The organism is Mesobacillus foraminis, from assembly GCF_004340465.1.
GTDB lineage: Bacteria > Bacillota > Bacilli > Bacillales > Cytobacillaceae > Mesobacillus_B > Mesobacillus_B foraminis.
Map to the genome: position 1 here is coordinate 331,384 of NZ_SLVV01000007.1, position 20,133 is coordinate 351,516.

The 20,133-nt window shown below is 43.5% G+C and carries 22 protein-coding genes; 18 read left to right on the plus strand and 4 right to left on the minus strand.

The features are described 5' to 3' along the window. Positions 1 to 14: 14 nt before the first annotated feature. A complete protein-coding gene (locus EV146_RS14795) occupies positions 15 to 1,808 on the plus strand; it encodes a M3 family oligoendopeptidase (protein ID WP_132007561.1) in 1,794 nt (597 codons plus the stop codon). A 465-nt stretch (positions 1,809 to 2,273) separates the two neighbouring features. After that, positions 2,274 to 3,047, plus strand: a complete 774-nt coding sequence (locus EV146_RS14800; protein WP_132007564.1) for a phosphatidylserine decarboxylase — start codon at positions 2,274 to 2,276, stop codon at positions 3,045 to 3,047. A gap of 93 nt (positions 3,048 to 3,140) precedes the next feature. Here the strand turns inward: EV146_RS14800 and EV146_RS14805 are convergent, their stop codons facing one another. After that, a complete protein-coding gene (locus tag EV146_RS14805) occupies positions 3,141 to 3,281 on the minus strand; it encodes a sporulation histidine kinase inhibitor Sda (RefSeq protein ID WP_121611642.1) in 141 nt (46 codons plus the stop codon). Between the two features lie 341 nt (positions 3,282 to 3,622). Here EV146_RS14805 and EV146_RS14810 point away from each other — a divergent pair, with 341 nt between their 5' ends. The 8 genes from EV146_RS14810 to EV146_RS14845 are packed head-to-tail and all read left to right on the plus strand — an operon-like array spanning position 3,623 to position 8,685. Continuing rightward, entirely contained in the window at positions 3,623 to 4,138 is a 516-nt protein-coding gene (locus EV146_RS14810) for a YqeG family HAD IIIA-type phosphatase (protein WP_132007567.1), read from the plus strand. Positions 4,139 to 4,141: 3 nt separating this feature from the next. Then, entirely contained in the window at positions 4,142 to 5,248 is a 1,107-nt protein-coding gene (gene yqeH, locus EV146_RS14815) for a ribosome biogenesis GTPase YqeH (protein WP_132007570.1), read from the plus strand. A 36-nt stretch (positions 5,249 to 5,284) separates the two neighbouring features. Beyond that, on the plus strand, positions 5,285 to 6,124 hold the full coding sequence (gene aroE, locus EV146_RS14820) for a shikimate dehydrogenase (RefSeq protein ID WP_132007573.1): 840 nt from the start codon (positions 5,285 to 5,287) through the stop codon (positions 6,122 to 6,124). After that, positions 6,118 to 6,411, plus strand: a complete 294-nt coding sequence (gene yhbY / locus EV146_RS14825; RefSeq protein WP_121611650.1) for a ribosome assembly RNA-binding protein YhbY — start codon at positions 6,118 to 6,120, stop codon at positions 6,409 to 6,411. Before aroE ends, yhbY begins: the two co-directional genes overlap by 7 nt. 15 nt (positions 6,412 to 6,426) lie before the next feature. Beyond that, positions 6,427 to 6,996: a nicotinate-nucleotide adenylyltransferase gene (locus EV146_RS14830; RefSeq protein ID WP_132007576.1), complete on the plus strand. Its 570-nt coding sequence runs from the start codon at positions 6,427 to 6,429 to the stop codon at positions 6,994 to 6,996. Further along, complete coding sequence (gene yqeK, locus EV146_RS14835) at positions 6,986 to 7,546, plus strand: bis(5'-nucleosyl)-tetraphosphatase (symmetrical) YqeK (RefSeq protein ID WP_132007579.1); 561 nt, start codon at positions 6,986 to 6,988, stop codon at positions 7,544 to 7,546. Before EV146_RS14830 ends, yqeK begins: the two co-directional genes overlap by 11 nt. 36 nt (positions 7,547 to 7,582) lie before the next feature. Further along, entirely contained in the window at positions 7,583 to 7,936 is a 354-nt protein-coding gene (gene rsfS, locus EV146_RS14840) for a ribosome silencing factor (RefSeq protein ID WP_121611657.1), read from the plus strand. Beyond that, positions 7,933 to 8,685: a class I SAM-dependent DNA methyltransferase gene (locus EV146_RS14845; protein WP_132007582.1), complete on the plus strand. Its 753-nt coding sequence runs from the start codon at positions 7,933 to 7,935 to the stop codon at positions 8,683 to 8,685. Before rsfS ends, EV146_RS14845 begins: the two co-directional genes overlap by 4 nt. 85 nt (positions 8,686 to 8,770) lie before the next feature. On the opposite strand, the gene comER is transcribed toward EV146_RS14845, so the two are convergent. Then, complete coding sequence (gene comER, locus EV146_RS14850) at positions 8,771 to 9,595, minus strand: late competence protein ComER (RefSeq protein ID WP_132007585.1); 825 nt, start codon at positions 9,593 to 9,595, stop codon at positions 8,771 to 8,773. Positions 9,596 to 9,691: 96 nt separating this feature from the next. On the opposite strand from comER, the gene EV146_RS14855 reads away from it, so the two are divergent. From EV146_RS14855 to EV146_RS14865, 3 genes are all read left to right on the plus strand, one after another. Beyond that, positions 9,692 to 10,330, plus strand: coding sequence for a helix-hairpin-helix domain-containing protein (locus EV146_RS14855; RefSeq protein ID WP_132007588.1), 639 nt, complete (start codon positions 9,692 to 9,694; stop codon positions 10,328 to 10,330). Between the two features lie 77 nt (positions 10,331 to 10,407). Then, positions 10,408 to 10,857 (plus strand): ComE operon protein 2, encoded by a 450-nt coding sequence (locus tag EV146_RS14860; RefSeq protein ID WP_121611666.1) that lies wholly within the window; start codon positions 10,408 to 10,410, stop codon positions 10,855 to 10,857. 1 nt (position 10,858) lies between these two features. After that, positions 10,859 to 13,162, plus strand: a complete 2,304-nt coding sequence (locus tag EV146_RS14865; protein ID WP_132007591.1) for a DNA internalization-related competence protein ComEC/Rec2 — start codon at positions 10,859 to 10,861, stop codon at positions 13,160 to 13,162. Between the two features lie 113 nt (positions 13,163 to 13,275). On the opposite strand, the gene EV146_RS14870 is transcribed toward EV146_RS14865, so the two are convergent. Next, positions 13,276 to 13,410: a YqzM family protein gene (locus EV146_RS14870; protein WP_121611670.1), complete on the minus strand. Its 135-nt coding sequence runs from the start codon at positions 13,408 to 13,410 to the stop codon at positions 13,276 to 13,278. Between the two features lie 281 nt (positions 13,411 to 13,691). Here EV146_RS14870 and holA point away from each other — a divergent pair, with 281 nt between their 5' ends. Further along, positions 13,692 to 14,717, plus strand: a complete 1,026-nt coding sequence (gene holA, locus EV146_RS14875) for a DNA polymerase III subunit delta (RefSeq protein ID WP_121611673.1) — start codon at positions 13,692 to 13,694, stop codon at positions 14,715 to 14,717. Positions 14,718 to 14,792: 75 nt separating this feature from the next. On the opposite strand, the gene rpsT is transcribed toward holA, so the two are convergent. Further along, the gene (gene rpsT, locus EV146_RS14880; RefSeq protein WP_121611675.1) at positions 14,793 to 15,053 is read right to left on the minus strand and encodes a 30S ribosomal protein S20; all 261 of its coding nucleotides are present in this window, start codon (positions 15,051 to 15,053) and stop codon (positions 14,793 to 14,795) included. Positions 15,054 to 15,252: 199 nt separating this feature from the next. On the opposite strand from rpsT, the gene gpr reads away from it, so the two are divergent. The 4 genes from gpr (at position 15,253) to lepA (ending at position 20,011) form a co-directional block, all read left to right on the plus strand. Next, a complete protein-coding gene (gene gpr, locus EV146_RS14885) occupies positions 15,253 to 16,377 on the plus strand; it encodes a GPR endopeptidase (protein ID WP_121611677.1) in 1,125 nt (374 codons plus the stop codon). Between the two features lie 100 nt (positions 16,378 to 16,477). Next, positions 16,478 to 17,650 carry a stage II sporulation protein P gene (gene spoIIP / locus EV146_RS14890; protein ID WP_277873217.1) on the plus strand — a complete coding sequence of 391 codons (1,173 nt, stop codon included), beginning with the start codon at positions 16,478 to 16,480 and terminating at the stop codon, positions 17,648 to 17,650. 16 nt (positions 17,651 to 17,666) lie between these two features. Beyond that, positions 17,667 to 18,017, plus strand: coding sequence for a YqxA family protein (locus EV146_RS14895; protein WP_309136099.1), 351 nt, complete (start codon positions 17,667 to 17,669; stop codon positions 18,015 to 18,017). Between the two features lie 158 nt (positions 18,018 to 18,175). Then, the gene (lepA, locus tag EV146_RS14900; RefSeq protein WP_121611681.1) at positions 18,176 to 20,011 is read left to right on the plus strand and encodes a translation elongation factor 4; all 1,836 of its coding nucleotides are present in this window, start codon (positions 18,176 to 18,178) and stop codon (positions 20,009 to 20,011) included. The last annotated feature ends 122 nt before the right edge of the window (positions 20,012 to 20,133 follow it).

Genomic DNA, 20,133 nt, shown 5'->3' on the forward strand with positions numbered 1-20,133 from the left:
AGAGGGGGATGGAAATGGCTGTTCATACATATTCCCAAGTTTGGGACCTGGACATCTTTTTTGAAGGGGGAAGCAATTCAAGGGAGTTTACAGCACATCTGGAGAAGACAAAGGCAAAAATACATGGGTTTCAGCAAAGTGTTGAATCCTGGTTACCTGGCTCTTCCCTTGAAGACGCAGCCACTTTGAAACAGCTGATTGACAGATTTGAAGAGGCCGCTAAGCCGCTTCGACAGGCAGGGGCCTTTGTAAGCTGCCTGCAGGCTCAAAATACGCAGGATAAACAGGCCAGTGAATTAAAAGCGAGAGTGACGGAGCTAAGCGCCCAGCTGCAGACGGTACTGCTGGGTTTTGATCAAAAGCTTTCCACCTGTACTCCGGATGAATGGACTGCTATGATGAAGGATCCATTCCTGAAAGAGCTAAAATTTATCTTAAGTGAGCGCAGGGAACGGGCCGCAGATAAACTCCCCGCCGAGGAAGAGGCCCTGATTACCTCACTGAGCATCGACGGCTATCACGGCTGGGGCCAGATGTATGATCTGCTGGTAGGTTCAGTGAAAATTCCATACAGAGAAAACGGAGAGGAAAAGCTGCTTTCAGTAGGGCAGGCAGCCAATCTTTTTGCAGACAGTGACCGCAAAACCAGAAAAGCGGTTTTCGCAGCATGGGAAAAAGCATGGGGGGAGAATAGCGACTTTTTTGCCAAAGTCTTAAACCATCTTGCTGGATTTCGCCTCAATATCTACAATAAACGGGGGTGGGATGACTTTCTGAAAGAACCTCTTGAAATGAACCGGATGAAAAAGGAAACACTGGATGCGATGTGGTCTTCGATCTCGGAACAAAAGGAAACTATGATCCGATTTTTAAACAGAAAGGCAAAGCTTCTTGGACTCGAAGCCTTAAGTTGGTACGACCTTGATGCATCGCTCGGGCAGGCTAATACAAGAATGAGCTATCAGCAGGGAGCAGATTTTATCATCGAGAATTTCTCGAATTTCAGCGAGGGGATGGCTGGGTTCGCCAGAAAGGCGTTTGAAGACCGCTGGATCGAGGCGGAGGACCGCCAGGGGAAAGCTCCAGGGGGATTTCATACTTATTTTCCGGAGAGCAGTCAGTCAAGGATTTTTATGACTTATTCTGGAACAGCTTCCAATGTTTCGACCTTGGCACATGAGCTGGGCCATGGCTTTCATACCTACGCGATGAGAGACCTTCATTTATTTAACCGGAGCTATGCGATGAATGTTGCGGAAACGGCTTCTACTTTTGCGGAAACGATTGTTTCTGATGCTGCTGTTAAAAAAGCTGCCTCAAGAGAAGAGAAGCTGGGGCTGCTGGAAGATAAAATACAGCGTTCTGTTGCTTTATTGATGAATATTCAATCCAGGTTCCTATTTGAAACAAGGTTTTATGAAGAGCGCAAGAAGGGGGTCGTGAGTGTGCAGCGCCTCAATGAATTAATGAAGGAGGCCCAGGAGGAGGCTTATGGCGGTGCTCTTAAAGAGTATCATCCTTTGTTTTGGGCTTCAAAACTTCATTTCTTTATTACTGGTGTCCCTTTTTATAATTTCCCTTACACCTTTGGATTTTTATTTTCTATGGGTATATACGCTAAGGCGCTGGAGGAAGGCCAGGGATATGAACACAGGTATATGGCCCTGCTCAGGGACTCCGCTTCCATGACTGTGGAAGAACTAGCCCAAAAACACCTTCAAACAGATTTGACGAAGAAGGACTTCTGGGAGCAGGCAGTACACCTGTGCGTGAAAGATATTGAAGAGTTTCTTGCAATAACAGAATAGATAAAGGGGGTGCTCAATCTTTAATTGGGCATCCTTGTTTTTGTTTTTTACTTATCTGCTTTAAGGGAAGTACGTACATAGAAGGATACGATGTCTCAGCTCGTTGATTTCTATAGCAGGCTGCTAATTATCCCAAAGTAATGAACGCCTTACGGGAAACCTTTGCATATGGAGGAACAAATTGAGCGAGTTGTTTCCACGCTGTCCGTTCAATGGACGGGAACCATGCGACAACTCTCTGATTGATTAATGAGGTTCTTTACTGTCCCCAGTAATATATTAATAGTACAGGCCCTTATCAAATGGTATAATAACAGTCATTATGGAAGTATGGAGCCTAAAAGCAGTCAGCCATACCCGGCAATGCCCTTGCCTGAAACACGATAATCTAATTCGGCATGCAATTATAAAAAGTTGATTTAGGAGAATGCGCACTGTATCAATACACTTATGGAGGTTATTTGCTTGATTCAGAGCCTGTACCGCTTATTTATCGAACTTACCAACCGTAAATGGTCATCAGAACTTTTAAAAAGATTTGCCCAGTCCTCAGCAAGCAGAAAGGTGATCCCATCATTTGCGAGAGTCTATAACATTAACCTTGGAGAAATGGAGAAAGGCCTGCACGAATATGAATCCCTTCATGACTTCTTTGTCAGGAGGCTTAAGCCGGGTGCAAGAATTGTCACTGATGAAGGGGCTGAAGTTGTCAGTCCGGTAGATGCTGTGTTGGAGGACATTGGACCAGTTGAGAGCATTCATCAAATCACCGTAAAAGGGAAGGTATACTCCATTGCTGAGATGCTGGGAAGCAAAGAGGCTGCCGAAGCCTATGCAGGAGGGACATACTTAGTGCTGTACCTTAGTCCAAGCCATTATCACCGAATTCACAGCCCGGTCACGGGAAGGATCATTAAACAGTGGACTCTGGGAACGAGGTCATATCCTGTGAACTCTTTGGGACTTAAATATGGAAAGAGCACACTTGCCAAAAATTACCGGACTATTACTGAAATGGAGTATGGTCGGGGCCGTCTGGCTGTAGTCAAGGTAGGAGCCATGTTCGTAAATTCAATTGAAACCGTCCATGCAGGCGATTGGCTGCAAAAAGGAGAGGAAATGGCTTATTTCTCTTTTGGATCAACTGTGGTGCTTCTTTTTGAGAAAAACACGCTGAAGCTTCCGAACACCTTAAGGCTTCCGCTTCCGGTCAGAATGGGAGAGAAGCTTGGTGAATAACGAGCCAGCCGAAACATGCGGCACAGATCTTGCTCTGTGCTTTTTGCATGTTTCACAGAAACCTATAAAAAAACGCCCCTAGGGACGTTGAGATCACGAGGAGTATCGAATTTTGTGAGTCAATGACCGCCGCTGTATTTCTGTTTCAATCAGGCGGATAAAGTCAAGGCTGAGGTTTAATTCCCTTGCTTTAAAGTAGGATTCAATTAATAATTCATCCGAAAGCTTTCGCATTCAGTCATTCACCCCCGAATATGAATGTATAAATAATAAATTACGTTCATATACTAGTAAGTTTCTTATTTGTACCCTTACTCTATCAAATTTAAACGCGGAGAACAACCGTTCTAATTATCCACAATTATAGGTGGATAACCTGTGGTTAATTTGTTTATAAAGTGGAAAATAATATACAATTCAAGTGGTAAAATGTGCATAAAGTTATCCACAACACCAAAAAAAGGAAAAAAATGTCGAAAAATTTATACGTGAACAGTGTTTGTTTTGAAACAGAGGATAAAATTGGTTATGATGTTACGGTATGACAAGGAATTTAAATAACGAGGTGTAAGAATTTGCTAAAGCATTTTTTGCCAGACCAGCATGTGAAAAATATCTTTGAAATCACGCCGGAAAGCTTAAAACGTAAAAACATCAAAGGAATTATCACAGATCTGGATAACACATTAGTAGAATGGGACCGCCCTTCCGCAACCCCGGAATTAATGCAGTGGTTTGAGGAAATAAAAAAACATGGCATTCTCGTGACCATTGTTTCAAATAATAATGAAAATCGCGTTAAATTTTTTGCCGACCCACTGGGCATACCTTATATCTACCAGGCGAGGAAACCTATGGGCAGGGCATTCCGCAGAGCGTTAAGAGAAATGGATTTAAAAAAGGAAGAAACTGTTGTGATTGGGGACCAGCTGCTGACGGATGTACTCGGAGGAAACAGGAGCGGGTTTCATACCATCCTTGTCGTGCCGGTAACTCAAACAGATGGCTTTTTTACGAGGATCAATCGGACGGTCGAGAGAAGGATTTTAAACTGGTTCAGAAAAAAAGGTCAATTAAATTGGGAGGACTAGGAATTGAGTGATCAGCAAATAGTTTGTACTGGCTGCGGTGTGAAAATTCAGACAGAAACACCTGATGAATTGGGATATGCTCCTCAGTCTTCGCTTGAAAAAGAGTCGGTAGTCTGCCAGCGTTGCTTTAGGTTAAAGCATTATAATGAGGTTCAGGATGTGGGCCTGACGGACGATGACTTTTTAAAGATTATAAATGGGATCGGAGAGAAAGATGCCCTGATAGTAAAAATTGTTGATATTTTTGATTTCAATGGCAGCTGGCTGCCTGGGATACAGCGATTCGCAGGGAAAAATCCGGTTATTCTTATTGGGAATAAGGCAGACCTTGTCCCTAAATCAGTCAAACAGAACAAATTGATCGAGTGGATGAAGAAGGAGTCCAAAGATCAGGGTCTCGTTCCTCAGGATGTTTTTCTCGTCAGTGCTGCCAAAGGGAAGAACATTCGGGAAACGGCTGCTGCGATTGACCAGTACCGTAAAGGCAGGGATGTTTACGTAGTCGGGTGCACTAATGTAGGAAAATCAACTTTTATAAATCGAATCATTAAAGAAGTTACAGGTGAAGGAGATGTCATCACCACTTCCCATTTTCCTGGAACAACGCTTGATATCATCCAGATACCATTAGAAGATGGAAAGTCGCTGATTGATACTCCGGGAATCATTAACCACCATCAAATGGCCCACTATGTGGATAAGCGTGATCTAAAGGTCATCACACCCAAGAAGGAAATCAAACCTAAAATATATCAGCTCAATGAAGGCCAGACCCTTTTTTTTGGAGGATTATCCAGATTTGATTATCTTTCGGGAGGGCGTAGGTCATTTACATGCTATCTGTCCAATGAGCTTGAAATCCATCGGACGAAGCTGGAAAATGCATCTGAACTTTATGAGAAGCATGCGGGAGAATTGCTGACCCCGCCTAGGCCTGAGCAGCTTGATGCATTTCCAAAGCTGGTCCGGCATGAATTTTCCATTAAAGAGGCCAAGACTGATATCGTGTTTTCCGGTCTGGGCTGGGTTACTGTGAATGAGGCAGGAGCCAAGGTGGCTGCCCATGTTCCAGAAGGAGTACATGTTCTGCTTAGAAAATCTCTCATATAGAAGATATAAATGTAAGTCCCGGGGAGGGGAAATCCAGTGAGAAAATTATACGGTGTGATCGGCGATCCGGTCGGCCATTCTATGTCACCTGTCATGCATAATGACTTATTCAATTTTTACGGAATGGATAGGCAGTATTTTCCTTTTCATGTCAAACCAATGGACCTTGAAGATGCGGTGAAGGGATTTAAAGCAATAGGGGCAGCAGGTTTTAATGTAACTGTCCCCCATAAGACCCAAATCATCCCTTTACTGGACAAAGTGGATCATCTGGCTGAAGCAATTGGCGCTGTTAATACAGTAGTGAATGAAAATGGACTGTTAATTGGCTACAATACAGATGGAAGAGGATTTGTTCGTGGCCTATTGGACAGGCTCCCGGCCATTACGGAAAAGAAGACATTGATCATTGGGGCTGGAGGAGCGGCCAAGGCCATTTATTTTTCTTTAGCCGAAGCTGGTTTAAAGGAAATAGATATTTGCAACCGAACGGCTGCCAGGGCTGAAGAGCTGGCAAAGGGATGTCCTTTCGCTGTGCAGTCTGCCATATTGGGTATGGAGGAAGCAGGGAAATCCTGTGATCAGTATGATCTCATTATCCAGACAACCTCCATTGGCATGTCACCGGATATAGACGGAACCCCGCTGCCGTTTTCTGCTTTGAAAGAGGGCTGTTTTGTAAGTGATATTATTTATAACCCTCTTGAAACGAGACTATTATCTGAGGCGGCAAGACTGGGAGCAGCAACCCAAAATGGAATAGACATGTTCGTTTACCAGGGGGCGCTGGCATTTGAAAAATGGACAGGCATCTTCCCTGATACTGCGCGAATGAAGGGAAATGTCTTGAAACAACTAGGAGGATCATCATGTTAACAGGAAAACAAAAACGGTATTTAAGATCAAAAGCTCACCATCTCAATCCGATTTTTCAAGTCGGAAAAGGCGGGGTAAATGATAATATGGTCACACAGATAGCTGAGGCTCTGGAGGTCCGGGAGCTTATCAAAGTAAATATTCTGCAAAACTGCGATGAAGATAGGGATACAGTGGCTCACGAGCTTTCAAAGGGTGCAGGTGCAGAACTTGTCCAGGTAATTGGAAATACAATCGTCCTTTACAAGGAATCGAGGGAAAACAAGCAGCTTGAACTTCCCCGTTAACAAGGAGGCGACTGCATGAAAAAAGTTGGTATACTCGGCGGAACCTTTAATCCGCCTCACATTGGCCATCTCATCATTGCAAATGAAGTGCTTTCAGCTCTTTCGCTTGACAGCATTTGGTTTATGCCCAATCAGGAACCGCCGCATAAGCGGAAAGAGGGGGACGTTACCAATGAGCAAAGGGTAGAAATGCTGGAGCTGGCAATCAAGGGCCACCCATGTTTTCGGGTGGAAAGCATTGAACTGGAACGTTCAGGCCCCTCGTATACCTATGACACGATGAAACTTCTGACTGAACGGCATGGGGATAAAGAATTTTATTTTATCATCGGTGCGGACATGATTGAATATTTGCCAAAGTGGCATAAAGTGGATGAATTGCAGAATCTGCTGACATTCGTGGGCGTCAACAGGCCAGCCTATAGCAGTGAAACCAAATATGATATTCTCTATGTCGAATCCCCTATGATGGAGTTGTCATCAAGTTTGATCAGAAAGCGAATCGGGGATAACCAGACTATTCGATATCTGATTCCTGATTCTGTACGCCTTTATATAGAGGAGAATCAATTATATGGATCGTGAAACGGCGTTAGCAGTGGTAAAAGAACAATTAACAGACCATCGCTATGTGCATACCGTGGGGGTAATGGAGACGGCGATAAAACTGGCAGATAGGTATGGGGCCGATAGGAAAAAGGCCGAGCTGGCAGCGATTTTTCATGATTATGCCAAGTTTCGTCCAAAAGATGAAATGAAAAGCATCATTGAAGAGCAACATATGGAAAAAGCACTGTTAGAATTCAATAGTGAACTTTGGCATGCTCCTGTAGGAGCCTATCTTGTTGAAAAGGAAGCTGGAATAAAAGATCCCGAAATCCTTGACGCTATACGCTACCATACGTCAGGAAGAGTCGGGATGACTTTACTGGATAAAATCATTTACCTCGCCGATTATATCGAACCTGGAAGGCATTTTCCCGGGGTTGATGAGGTGAGGGAAATGGCTAAGATGAATCTGGATCAGGCCCTGGTCCAGTCAGTGAAGAATACCATCGTTTTTTTAATGAAAAAAAATCAGCCGGTGTACCCTGACACCTTTTACACTTATAATGATCTTGCAAATAAGCTGTAAGCAGCACACCCATTACTATTTAGGAGGATTGATTGAATGACTGACCGCCAATTGTTACAGACAGCGGTAAAAGCCGCAGATGATAAAAGGGCAGAGGATCTTATGGTCCTGAATATGCGAGGAATCTCGTTAATCTCGGATTATTTTATTATATGCCATGGGAATTCTGATAAACAGGTCCAGGCAATTGCCCGTGAGATCAAAGAAAAGGCATATGAAAACGGCTTTGAGGTTAAACGGATGGAAGGTTTTGATGAGGCAAGGTGGGTATTAATCGATCTGGGCGATGTCGTTGCCCATGTATTCCATCGTGACGAAAGAAGCTATTATAATCTCGAACGTCTGTGGGGGGATGCACCTCTTGAAAATATCCAGAGTGAATTGCAATGACCTACGGTAAGTTTGCCTATCTTTACGATACGCTGATGGAGGATGTTCCCTATAATGAGTGGGTAAACTGGGTACAGCGCATATCAGCAAAACATGGAATGACCGGGGTCAAGTTAATGGATTTAGCCTGCGGGACTGGACAGCTTTCCATCCAGTTCTCCCTGGCCGGCTTCGAGGTTGCAGGCGTAGATTTGTCAGAGGATATGCTGGCTGTTGCACAAGCCAAAGCGGATGCCCAAGGCCTTAAAATCCCTTTTTTTCAGCAGGATATGACAGAACTGGATGGCCATTATGAGGCATATGACATCATCGGGATATTTTGTGATTCACTGAATTATCTGAGGGAGCCCTTGGATATTGAGAAAACATTTGCAGGCGTTCATCGGCATTTGGCAGATGGCGGGTTGTTTTTCTTTGATGTTCATTCTTTGCATAAAATGGATCATATTTTTACAGACGGCCCTTTTACATTAAATGATGAGGACATCTCCTACATCTGGAACAGCTTTCCCGGCGACCAGCCCCACAGTGCAGAGCATGAACTGACCTTTTTTGTACTGGATGAAAAGACAGGCATGTATGATCGGGTAGATGAGCTTCACTATCAGCGGACGTTTGAAATTTCGTTCTACACAAACCTTCTTGAAAAGCTCGGATTCGAACTCCTCGAGATCAGTGCGGATTTCCTTCCTTCAGAGCCTGGTTCTGAATCAGAACGGATTTTGGTCGCAGCCCGGAAAAAAGAATAACAAAAAAACCAAGCGGCAAAAGTTTTTATATGGCCGCTTGGTTTTTTATTTATTTCAGCAGGATTAATCTGCCTTTATGGAGAAATTAATCATGACCGAACTGTTCCCTCGATCTGGCAAGGTCCTCTTCAAACTTCCAGTGTGTTGCTGCAAATAAATGCTCAAACATTTCCCCTATTTCACTCTCCAGCACTTTGATGCCCTCTCCTGTTATCCCTCCCTTTACACAAACCTTTTCTTGCAGTGTGGGAAGGGTGTAAAATTCCTTTCTCAGCAGCTCTCCCATCCCAATAAGCATTTCGCTCGAAAGTTTTGTTGCCGTTTCATAATCAATCTCTGTTTGTTTGACGGCAGCAAGGATAAACCTTTGGGTTAAATAGCTGAAGAAAGCAGGCCCGCAGCTGACGATATCGGATGCAACTCTTGTGATATTCGGATTAATCTCGACCGGACTGGATATGGAACTGAATATGCGGCTAATTTCTTTTTTCCATTCCCCGCTGCAATTTTCTCCGTAGGTGATGAGGGAAACGCCGGCAAGGGCCCTATTGGTGATGCTGGGAATCGCCCTGGCTACGGAACAGGATAGAACAGACTCCAGCTGTAAAACACTAATTGGACTGGTAATGGAAATGACACATTTTTCTCTGTTAAGCATTCCTTTGATATCTTCCAAAACCTCGTATACATTATGCGGTTTTACGCAAACAAAAATAACGTCGGCTTTGTCCGCGACTTCTGCTGCGCAAGATCCTATCGTTATCCCCGGAAAGACCTTCTTTAATTCCACCGCTTTCGAAAAAGTCCTGTTTGTAATGATTAATGAAGAAGGGGAAACGGCATTCCCATCAATCAGGGCCTCAGCCAAAATTCTCCCCATATTTCCGGTGCCAATAATCCCAATTTTCAAGTCTCTTCCCTCCTTCTTGCAGGCTCCATGACTTTCTCCTAAAACTTATGTAGCTCCCGATGAAAATATGACTTAAAGAAAAGGTGAGGTTTTATTATGACAGACTGGTTAAAAGAGCATAAAGTTTATTTGCTGGCAGCGGCGCTACTGGCAGCTGTCCTTCTGTATCCTTATTTATTTAATTCCGAGGAGGAGGAAGTAAGGGATCTTCCAGAGGAATGGTCTGTTGAAACAAAGGATGAGGGAAAAGCTCAGGCCAAAGAGAAACCTGGGCAGGAAAATGAAGTCTCCGTTCCAATGATGGCAGATATTAAGGGGGCCGTTAAAAAGCCTGGTGTTTATGATGTACATCAGGGAGAGCGAGTAATTGATCTCATCGAAAAGGCAGGAGGGCTGACAAACAAAGCCGACACTGCTTCTATAAATTTTGCTATGAAGATTGGTGACGAAATGGCTATTTATATCCCAGAGAAAGGAGGTCAAGGCCCGCCTGCAGGACAAATCCCCGTATCCGGCGGGGGAGAGAGTACGGGTAGCAGTCAGAAGGTTAATTTGAATTCTGCATCAGCAAGCGAGCTGGAAACCCTGCCTGGCATTGGTCCCTCGAAATCAGCTGCCATTATCGAGTTCAGGGAAACCAGCGGAGCATTTAAAACAGTTGATGATTTAAAATTAATATCGGGCATTGGAGATAAGACATTTGAAAAGTTGAGGGAATTAATAACCGTTAAATAAAAAGGCAATGATTGCGGACAAACAGGGAAACGATTAAACTGTAAAAGAAATAGGGATATATGAAAGGGGGAGTCAATATGGAACGCATTTCTTGGAATGAATTTTTTATGGCCCAAAGCCATCTTTTAGCTTTAAGGAGCACATGCACGCGGCTGGCTGTCGGAGCTACCATTGTCAGGGATAAAAGGATCATTGCAGGCGGTTATAATGGATCGATTGCCGGAGGGGATCACTGCATTGATGAAGGCTGTTATGTTATTGATAATCATTGCGTCCGGACAATTCATGCAGAAATGAATGCATTGCTTCAGTGCGCCAAATTCGGCGTGCCGGCTTCAGACGCCGATATCTACGTTACACATTTTCCTTGCCTGCAGTGCTGCAAAGCTATTATCCAGGCGGGGATAAAGACCGTTTTTTATGCGCAGGATTATAAAAACCATCCATATGCTATTGAACTGTTTGAAAAGGCAGGCATAAAACTGCAGCAAGTGGACAGCCGCGAAGTTGTTCTAAAAGACGCATGATATGAAAGGTAAGCTTATCTATGCTGCAGCAGTTGCGTTAATCGGAATTTTTGCAGGGTTCCAAGAGTTTTACTTACACGCTTTGGTCTTTATCTTCTTTTGCAGCTACCTTTGCTATTCTGAAAAATTTTTCATTAAGCAGCTTGTTCCGCTTTTGGTGGTATTTATTATTTTTAGCGGGGCAGCCTTTCTGGAAAACAGCACTAGAAAAACAGCCCTTACAGGTGAGGAAAAAGATTTCCTGCTTTCACTGCCTGATGGCGTGCAGGTTGACGGGGATAAACTGACTGCCGGTGCGGTGATAAAACCTGATGGAGAGCGAATCATGCTGAATTATAAACTTCGTTCTCCTCAGGAGAAACAGCAGGTAAAAGAATCCCTTTACCCGGGAACCTGGTGCAGGGTGTCCGGTACTCTGAGAAAGCCTAATCAGGCCAGAAACCCTAATGCATTTGACTATCAACAGTATCTGCAGAACCAACATATTTTCTGGATTCTGAATGGAGATGTTCTGGATCTGCAAACTTGTGCTGAGAAAGAGGACGGGCTGCTGACGGCACTTAAAAAGGTGCGCCATAAGCAGGTAAACAGGCTGGAAGGGATTTTAACCAAAGAAAGCGGGGCAATCACGGCAGCTTTATTATTTGGGGACCGGAGACTAATGAATCCGGAAACCATCGAAAACTATGAGGCAACGGGAACTGTGCATTTACTGGCTATTTCAGGCCTGCATGTAGCGCTTCTTAGTGGAATGTGTTTCTATCTGTTGATTAAAGTTGGGGTGACCAGACAAAAAGCGGAATATATCCTCATGGCTGCTTTGCCTCTTTATGCTGTGCTCACAGGACTTGCCCCGCCTGTTAATAGATCCGTTATTATGCTGTTACTGTTTCTTCTTGCCAGACGGTACAGGCTTCATTTATCTTCAATCGATGTACTATCCTCTGCTTTTTTGCTTCTAACATTCTTCTCACCCTCCATCATCTATGATCCGGGTTTTCAACTCTCTTTTTTAGTCAGCCTTTCTCTCATCCTTTCATCTGGAATGATCGCTCGATGCAGCCTGGCGCTATCCAAATTGACGGTCATTTCATTTATTTCACAGCTTTCTAGCATGCCTGTTATTTTAACCAATTTTTATGAGATTTCTGTCATTTCCATTTTAGCTAATCTAGTATTCGTTCCCTTATTTTCGTTTGTAATCCTGCCATTTGTCTTGATTGTCTATTTAGTGCAATTAACCATTCCATTAGCAGCCAGGCCTTTTCTGATGCTGCTGGAGGCCATTATCGACCTGACCAATCAACTATCCTCCCGGTTCTCCGATTTTCCTGCGGCCACTATAATTACGGGGAAGCCTGCGCTGTGGTTATTGCTATTTTATATGGCATCTATTCTCGTCTTTTTCCTAAAATGGGAAAAGGGGAAGTCAAAAGCCCATATCCTGCTGGTTCTTGCCCCTTTCATTTTCCAAATTGCTTTTCCCTATGTTTCTCCTTATGGCAAAGTTGTCTTTATTGATGTTGGTCAGGGGGACAGCATCCTGATTCAGCTTCCAAATAATCAAGGAACTTACTTGATTGATACAGGCGGTACAATCGGGTTTTCAAAAGAGAAATGGCAGGTGAAGAGAAGGACATTTGAGACTGGGAAGGATATTTTGCTTCCTTACCTGAAGAGTGAGGGGATCAGGAAGATTGATAAGCTCGTTTTGACTCATGGTGATGCAGACCATATTGGAGGGGCTGCATCACTGCTAAAAGAACTGGAAATCGGGGAGATTCTGCTTCCGGTCTCAGCAGAAAGATCCAGTCTGGAAAAGGAGCTGTATACCCTCGCAAAAAGAAAGAAGATAGAATTTAAATCTATAAAAGCAGGTAAGTCCTGGGCTGCAGGGAATGCAGATTTTATAGTAGTCAGCCCTGCATCTACCCAGGAGGATAAAAATGAAGGGTCGATCGTGCTGTGGGCAGCCTTTGGAGGGAAGACCTGGCTGTTCACTGGGGATATGGGGGAAAACGGGGAAAAACAGCTGTTAGAGAGGATTCCCGGCATAAAAGCTGACGTCCTGAAATTAGGGCATCATGGGAGCAAAACTTCCAGTTCGGAGCTCTTCCTGGACAGGATTGCCCCGAAAACGGCGATTATATCAGCCGGTCTTGAAAACAGGTACAATCATCCCCATGCTGAGGTCCTTTCCCGCCTTGAAAACAGGAAAATCCCGGTATATAGAACCGATCAGCACGGGGCAGTAATTTTTACGTTTAAAGATAAATCAGGAACGTTTCATACATGGCTTCCATAATATACTAAGGACTTAATCCTTTAAATCCTCAATCATACCATCATGCTTGATCCGACAAAGCAAAGAGACTGCATCGTGTCTGCAGTCTCCCATCAACCAACTATGTAGCTGTCTTACCTTCCAATAACTTGAATGACAGTTGCAATGATGAACATCGTTGCAAAGAAACCAAAGGAAACGACGAATCCCATTCCGGAATCAATAACGTCATTGCGTTTGTTTTGGATATTCTTTTCAAACTGGTTCACAACAATCCCCCCTATTTCTAAAATTAGTATATCCGATATTTATTAAAAAAGCCAGATAGTTAAACGCTTTCGCCTGCAAACATCATGATGCACCGTTGTTATGAAAGTATCCCGGGCCTTTTATAACAGCGTTCATTATAAATAGGGAATCGTCAGGTCTGCCCTAGCGGTTCCCTTGAAAATTCAAATAATTAGAAGTCCTTTTGTTTTGCCTTGTCAAATTGGCCAGGCTTCTTTACGATAGAATGGTGGCTAAAATGGATCGAACGGAGCGAAAAGCAATGGTGCTTGATATTTGGAAACAAATTAACAGAAATAAAATAGAATCTATCTATTTGCTGTATGGGAAAGAGTCTTTTTTGATAAATGAAACCAGGCAGCTATTGATCAATAAAATCCTGAATGAAGAAGAAATGGATTTTAATTATTCTACTTACGATTTAGAAGAAACCCCCATAGAAGTGGCTCTTGAGGACGCGGAAACATTTCCTTTCATGGGAGAAAAGCGTTTAATCATCCTCCAGAACCCAGTATTTTTAACCTCTGAAAAATCGAAGGGGAAAGTTGAACATAATCTGTCAAAATTGGAATCTTATCTGGCAGAGCCTGCTCCTTATTCAACAGTTGTATTTACTGCCCCCTATGAAAAACTGGATGAGAGGAAGAAAATCACAAAAGAATTAAAGAGGAAAGCGGTGATTGGAGAAGCAAAACGGCTATCAGAACCGGAACTGAAGAATTGGATCAAGGACAGGGCTATAGGAAATGGGGCTGAAATCGACGAGGATGCAGTAGAACTTATTGTAACATTATCGGGGACAAACCTTTTTATGCTAACGAGTGAAATTGATAAATTGATCCTTTACGCGGGGGATGCCAGAAAAATCAATGCCGAAATGGTGGACAAGCTGGTGGCGCGCTCACTTGAGCAAAATATTTTCACCCTGATTGACAAGGTAGTTCACAGGAAAATTGAGGAAGCCCTGCGGATATATTATGACTTGCTAAAGCAGAACGAGGAGCCTATTAAGATACTGTCGTTAATAGCAGGACAGTTTCGGCTGTTATACCAAGTAAAGGAACTGGCTCGGAGGGGCTATGGACAGCAGCAAATAGCTGGATACTTAAAAATTCATCCGTTCCGAGTGAAGCTGGCTGCCGGGCAGGCAAAATATTTTTCGGATGAAGAACTGACAAATACGATTCAGCTCATCGCGGATGCGGACTTTCAGATGAAAACAGGGGGAATGAAAAAAGAATTATTGATTGAAATGATTCTTTTTCAATTGAACAATAAAAAAGCATAAAAAAAAACGGCCTTTTATCAGGACCGTTTTTTTTGCTGATGTGAAAAAGTAATCGCTACTGGCTGATCTAAAGGATTAACCGTTGGCGTTTAGTTTTTTCATCATGCGGGATTTTTTACGGGCAGCTGCATTTTTATGGATAAGACCTTTAGCAGCAGCTTTGTCAAGCTTGCTAGAAGCAGTAGCAAATGCTACGTTTGCTTCGCTGTCGTTGTTCACGATCGTTGCTTCAGCTTTTTTAACAGCTGTACGCATAGCGGATTTAACAGTTATGTTTTGTGCTCTATTAGCTTCACTTGTTTTTACACGCTTGATTGCAGACTTAATGTTTGGCATTCCCTTCACCTCCTAAAAAGCATCGAGACTTTATGGAACTCGACTATCCAATACAGTTACATAATTTTTACGAACAAATGATATTCTATCAAACACAGGCCAAGAATGCAATACTCTGTCCCAATTTAGTAGAACAGAACTTTGAATGTTTTTTTCTTTATAGGAAAAGATAGGAAGTAATTGAAGGAGGAATGCAGCTATGAAAGATTCAATTGATTTAAGTATGTATTCCGTGCGGACGGACCTTGCTGTCGAAGCACGTGAAATGGCTATTGCCGGAAATGCGAAAACAGTTCATGACCAGTCGGATGTCTCCCAGCTTGAAGGGGTTATCATTAAAGAAAAGGAAGAAAATGATATCAAAATATCGCTTGTCGAAATTACGGCAGAAGGAGAAAAAGCGATCGGCAAGAAGCAGGGGCAATATTTAACGATTGAGGTTCTTGGTATCCGCCAGCAGGACAGCGATCTTCAAAAAAAGGTGGAAGGGGTTTTTGCCAGTGAATTTGCAAGGTTCCTTAAGCAAAAAGGCTTGAATGAAGATGCCTCTTGTCTGATTGTAGGGCTGGGTAACTGGAATGTAACACCTGACGCCCTTGGGCCGATCGTTTGCGAGAACCTGCTTGTTACGAGGCATTTATTTGAGCTTCAGCCACAAAGTGTTTCTGATGGGTACCGCCCAGTAAGTGCCCTTGCACCGGGTGTCATGGGAATTACAGGAATTGAGACCAGCGACATTATCTTTGGAGTAGTAGAAAAAACAAAACCGGATTTTGTAATTGCCATTGATGCTCTTGCATCAAGGTCAATTGAGAGAGTGAACAGTACGATTCAAATTTCGGATACAGGCATTCATCCTGGCTCCGGTGTCGGCAACAAGCGAAAAGAATTAAGTAAAGAAACCCTTGGGATTCCGGTAATTGCCATCGGCGTGCCCACTGTTGTCGATGCTGTATCGATTACGAGTGATACCATTGATTTTATTTTAAAACATTTTGGCAAGGAAATGCGGGAAGGCGGGAAGCCGTCCCGATCCCTGGTTCCGGCCGGCATGACTTTTGGCGAGAAAAGAAAGCTTACCGATGAGGATATGCCAGAAGAGCAGCATCGGCAAACGTTCCTGGGGATGATTGGCACTCTTGAAGAAGAGGAAAAAAGAAAGCTTATTTATGAAGTCCTTGCACCGCTTGGCCATAATTTGATGGTAACGCCAAAAGAAGTCGACGTATTTATTGAAGATATGGCGAACCTGATTGCAAGCGGCCTAAACAGTGCTTTGCACAGGCAGGTTAATCAGGATAATAGCGGCACCTATACACATTAATCTCCAAAGCTTACGGTAAATCAGCTTTTTTGCAATGGAGGTTCTATCACTTTTAGCACCGTCATACATTTTACTAGACTTGCTAAAAGAGGTGGAACCTGTGAAGCATATAAAAGGACCGGGAATGATCATAGCCGTCCAAGGGACAAGCCTGTTAAAAGTGGCGCTTGCCTTTATGTTTTTTCTGATTGCAGTATTTACATTAAGTGGATTGATGACGTCACTGAAGCCCGAATTCCGGATAACATCTTCTTCCCTTAACGATGCCGCAACCAATATTAATGGAGTACTGTTATACAGGATGATGGGAATGGAAAATCATCAGCTCCTTCAATCCCTTCCGGAAAGTGAAGAACCCGTAAAACTGTCCAATCTTGTTTTTAAGCTCTCTACCAATATGAGCCTCGACGATCCCAGAAGCTTTCTTGGCAGGGAGCTTCCAGGCTTTTCTCTTTTCGATGGCAAGATTCTTGTTGCGGGTGAGGGAACGAATTACACCAACATGCCGATTGAGTCGGCACCTCCCATCGAAGTGCTGAAAACGGAACAGGAAGCGGCTCTCAAAAACACGGAGGATTTAGAGGAAAAAGACAGCGGCGGTGCAGCGTCTCCGCCTAACACTACGGGCGACCGGAACGTTGTGTATCTTTATTTCTCCCACACCAGGGAATCCTACCTTCCATATCTAGATGGAGTAACGGATCCGGATATGGCTTATCATTCAAAAGTAAATGTAACAAACATTGGAGACCGCCTGAAACAGAGCCTGGAAAACAAAGGAGTCGGGACCACCGTGGATAAAACGGATGCCATGAGTAAAGGGTTCAATCAGTCATACCTTGTATCGAGGAATGTTGTACAGACGGCAATGACCGGAGACCGTAATTTAAAATATTTTATTGATATTCACAGGGATGCTTTGCGAAAGGACAAAACAACCATTCAAATCGGTGGGAAATCCTTTGCCAAGCTAGCTTTTGTTATAGGAGGAAATAATCCGAACTCTGAAAAGAACAAGAAACTGGCAATTGAGATTCACAAGCTTCTTGAAAAAAAATACAAAGGGTTAAGCCGGGGAGTAATTGAGAAAAAAGGTGCTTACACGAATGGGAAATTCAACCAGGATTTATCACAGAATGCCATATTAATTGAATTTGGCGGAGTAGATAATACTTTCGAGGAACTGAATAGGTCAGCGGATGCCCTTGCAGATGTTTTTAGCGAAATTTATTGGCAGGCTGAAGATGTGAATGCACAGCCAATTGGAAATTAAATAGGTGTTCAGGGTGATGAATATGAAGCTATTTATGTTAAAAGGAGTGCTGCTGGCAAGCCTGGTTTTTATCTCAGTACTCGCCGGAATGCAGCTGGCAAATAACGGCATGGATAAAATGAGGGGATATGAAGACCCGGATTTTAAGTCAGCATTTACTATCCAGGAAAATAGTGATGGCAATGTAGAGACCGCAATACTTGGGAATGATCTATCAAGCCACGACCTCGAACAGAAACGCAAGACTCTGGAAGAGATGAAAGCTTTCAACTTCTTCTCAAACATTGGCAAAAAGCTGGCGAATGGACTGACAGAAATGGCAGAAAAATCACTGGAGCTCATAACGAATAAGGATAAACAAGAGTAGCGGGCTGCTGTCCGCTACTCTTGTTTTTAGCTCATTGTAAAAAGTGACTTCAGGCCTTGCAGGAAGATGCACATCCACTTTTGATTGAATCTTCATGACCCTGCTGATATAATCTAAAAATAGTGTGCATGTGCGAGTAAAGTAGGAGTGAAGCAGCAATGAACAGAGAAGAACGACTAGAAAGACAATCGAAAATCCGCAATTTTTCCATTATTGCCCATATAGACCACGGCAAGTCGACCCTTGCTGACCGAATTCTTGAGAAAACTAACGCTTTAACCTCGAGGGAAATGAAGGATCAGCTACTGGATTCCATGGATCTGGAACGTGAACGAGGAATTACAATTAAGCTGAATTCAGTCCAGCTGATGTATAAGGCGAAGGATGGAGAGATATACACTTTCCATTTAATCGATACGCCTGGACACGTCGACTTTACCTACGAGGTATCCCGAAGTCTGGCTGCCTGTGAAGGTGCCATTCTCGTTGTAGATGCAGCCCAGGGAATTGAAGCCCAGACTCTGGCAAACGTTTACCTTGCCCTGGATAATGACCTGGAAATCCTTCCGGTAATCAATAAGATTGACCTGCCTAGTGCTGATCCAGAGAGGGTAAGAGGAGAAATTGAAGAGGTTATCGGACTGGATGCTTCGGAGGCAGTGCTGGCTTCAGCGAAAGCTGGAATCGGAATTGAAGAAATTCTGGAACAGATCGTTGAAAAGGTGCCTGCTCCACAGGGGGATCCGGATGGTCCTTTAAAGGCTTTGATTTTTGACTCTCTCTATGATGCATACAGGGGAGTTGTAGCTTACATCAGAGTTGTCGAAGGAACCGTTAAGGCTGGCGACAAAATTAAAATGATGGCAACCGGCAAAGAATTCGAAGTTACAGAGGTAGGCGTTTTTACTCCTAAAGCTGTTCTGACTGAAGAATTGTCTGTCGGGGACGTTGGTTTCCTGACTGCTGCCATTAAAAATGTCGGGGACACCCGGGTGGGGGATACAATCACCAATGCCAAGAAGGGGGCAACAGAGCCGCTGCCAGGTTACCGGAAGCTGAATCCGATGGTTTACTGTGGACTGTATCCGATCGACTCTGCGAAATTCAATGATCTCAGGGAAGCGCTTGAGAAATTGGAATTAAATGATTCAGCCCTTCAATTCGAGCCAGAAACTTCCCAGGCTCTTGGATTTGGTTTCCGATGTGGATTCCTTGGCCTGCTCCATATGGAAATCATCCAGGAGCGTATTGAACGTGAATTCAAGATTGATTTAATTACAACTGCTCCGAGTGTTATTTATCATGTCATCATGACTGACGGCAGTGAAATCAGGGTCGATAACCCTGCAGATATGCCTGATCCGCAAAAAATTGACCGAATCGAGGAGCCTTATGTTAAGGCAACCATGATGGCGCCAAACGACTATGTAGGGCCAATTATGGAGATCTGCCAGCAAAAACGCGGAGTGTTCATTGATATGCAGTATTTGGATGAAACCCGGGTCAGCATCGTTTACGAAATTCCGCTTTCGGAAATCGTTTATGATTTCTTTGACCAGCTGAAATCAAGTACAAAGGGATATGCTTCCTTTGATTATGAATTGATTGGATATAAGCCATCCAAGCTTGTTAAGATGGATATTCTGCTTAATACCGAAAAGGTTGATGCCCTGAGCTTTATCGTGCATAAGGATTTTGCCTACGACCGGGGTAAAATAATTGTTGAAAAGCTTAAAGAATTGATTCCTAGACAGCAATTCGAGGTGCCTATCCAGGCTGCCATCGGCCAAAAGATTGTTGCCCGTTCTACTATTAAAGCAATGCGTAAAAATGTCCTTGCCAAATGTTACGGCGGAGATATTTCACGTAAGCGGAAGCTATTGGAAAAACAAAAAGAAGGTAAAAAGCGCATGAAGCAGGTCGGGTCAGTTGAAGTGCCTCAAGAGGCATTTATGGCAGTTCTTAAGATGGATGACAACACTCCTAAAAAATAAAACAGAACAAAGGGAGGTTAGACCGGCGTGCAGAAGGTGCAAGCTGTCTAGCCTCTTTTTTCACTAGAGCCAGCAGAGTGACTAAACGTTTAAATAGGGTCCCTGAATTTTGACAGGAAAGA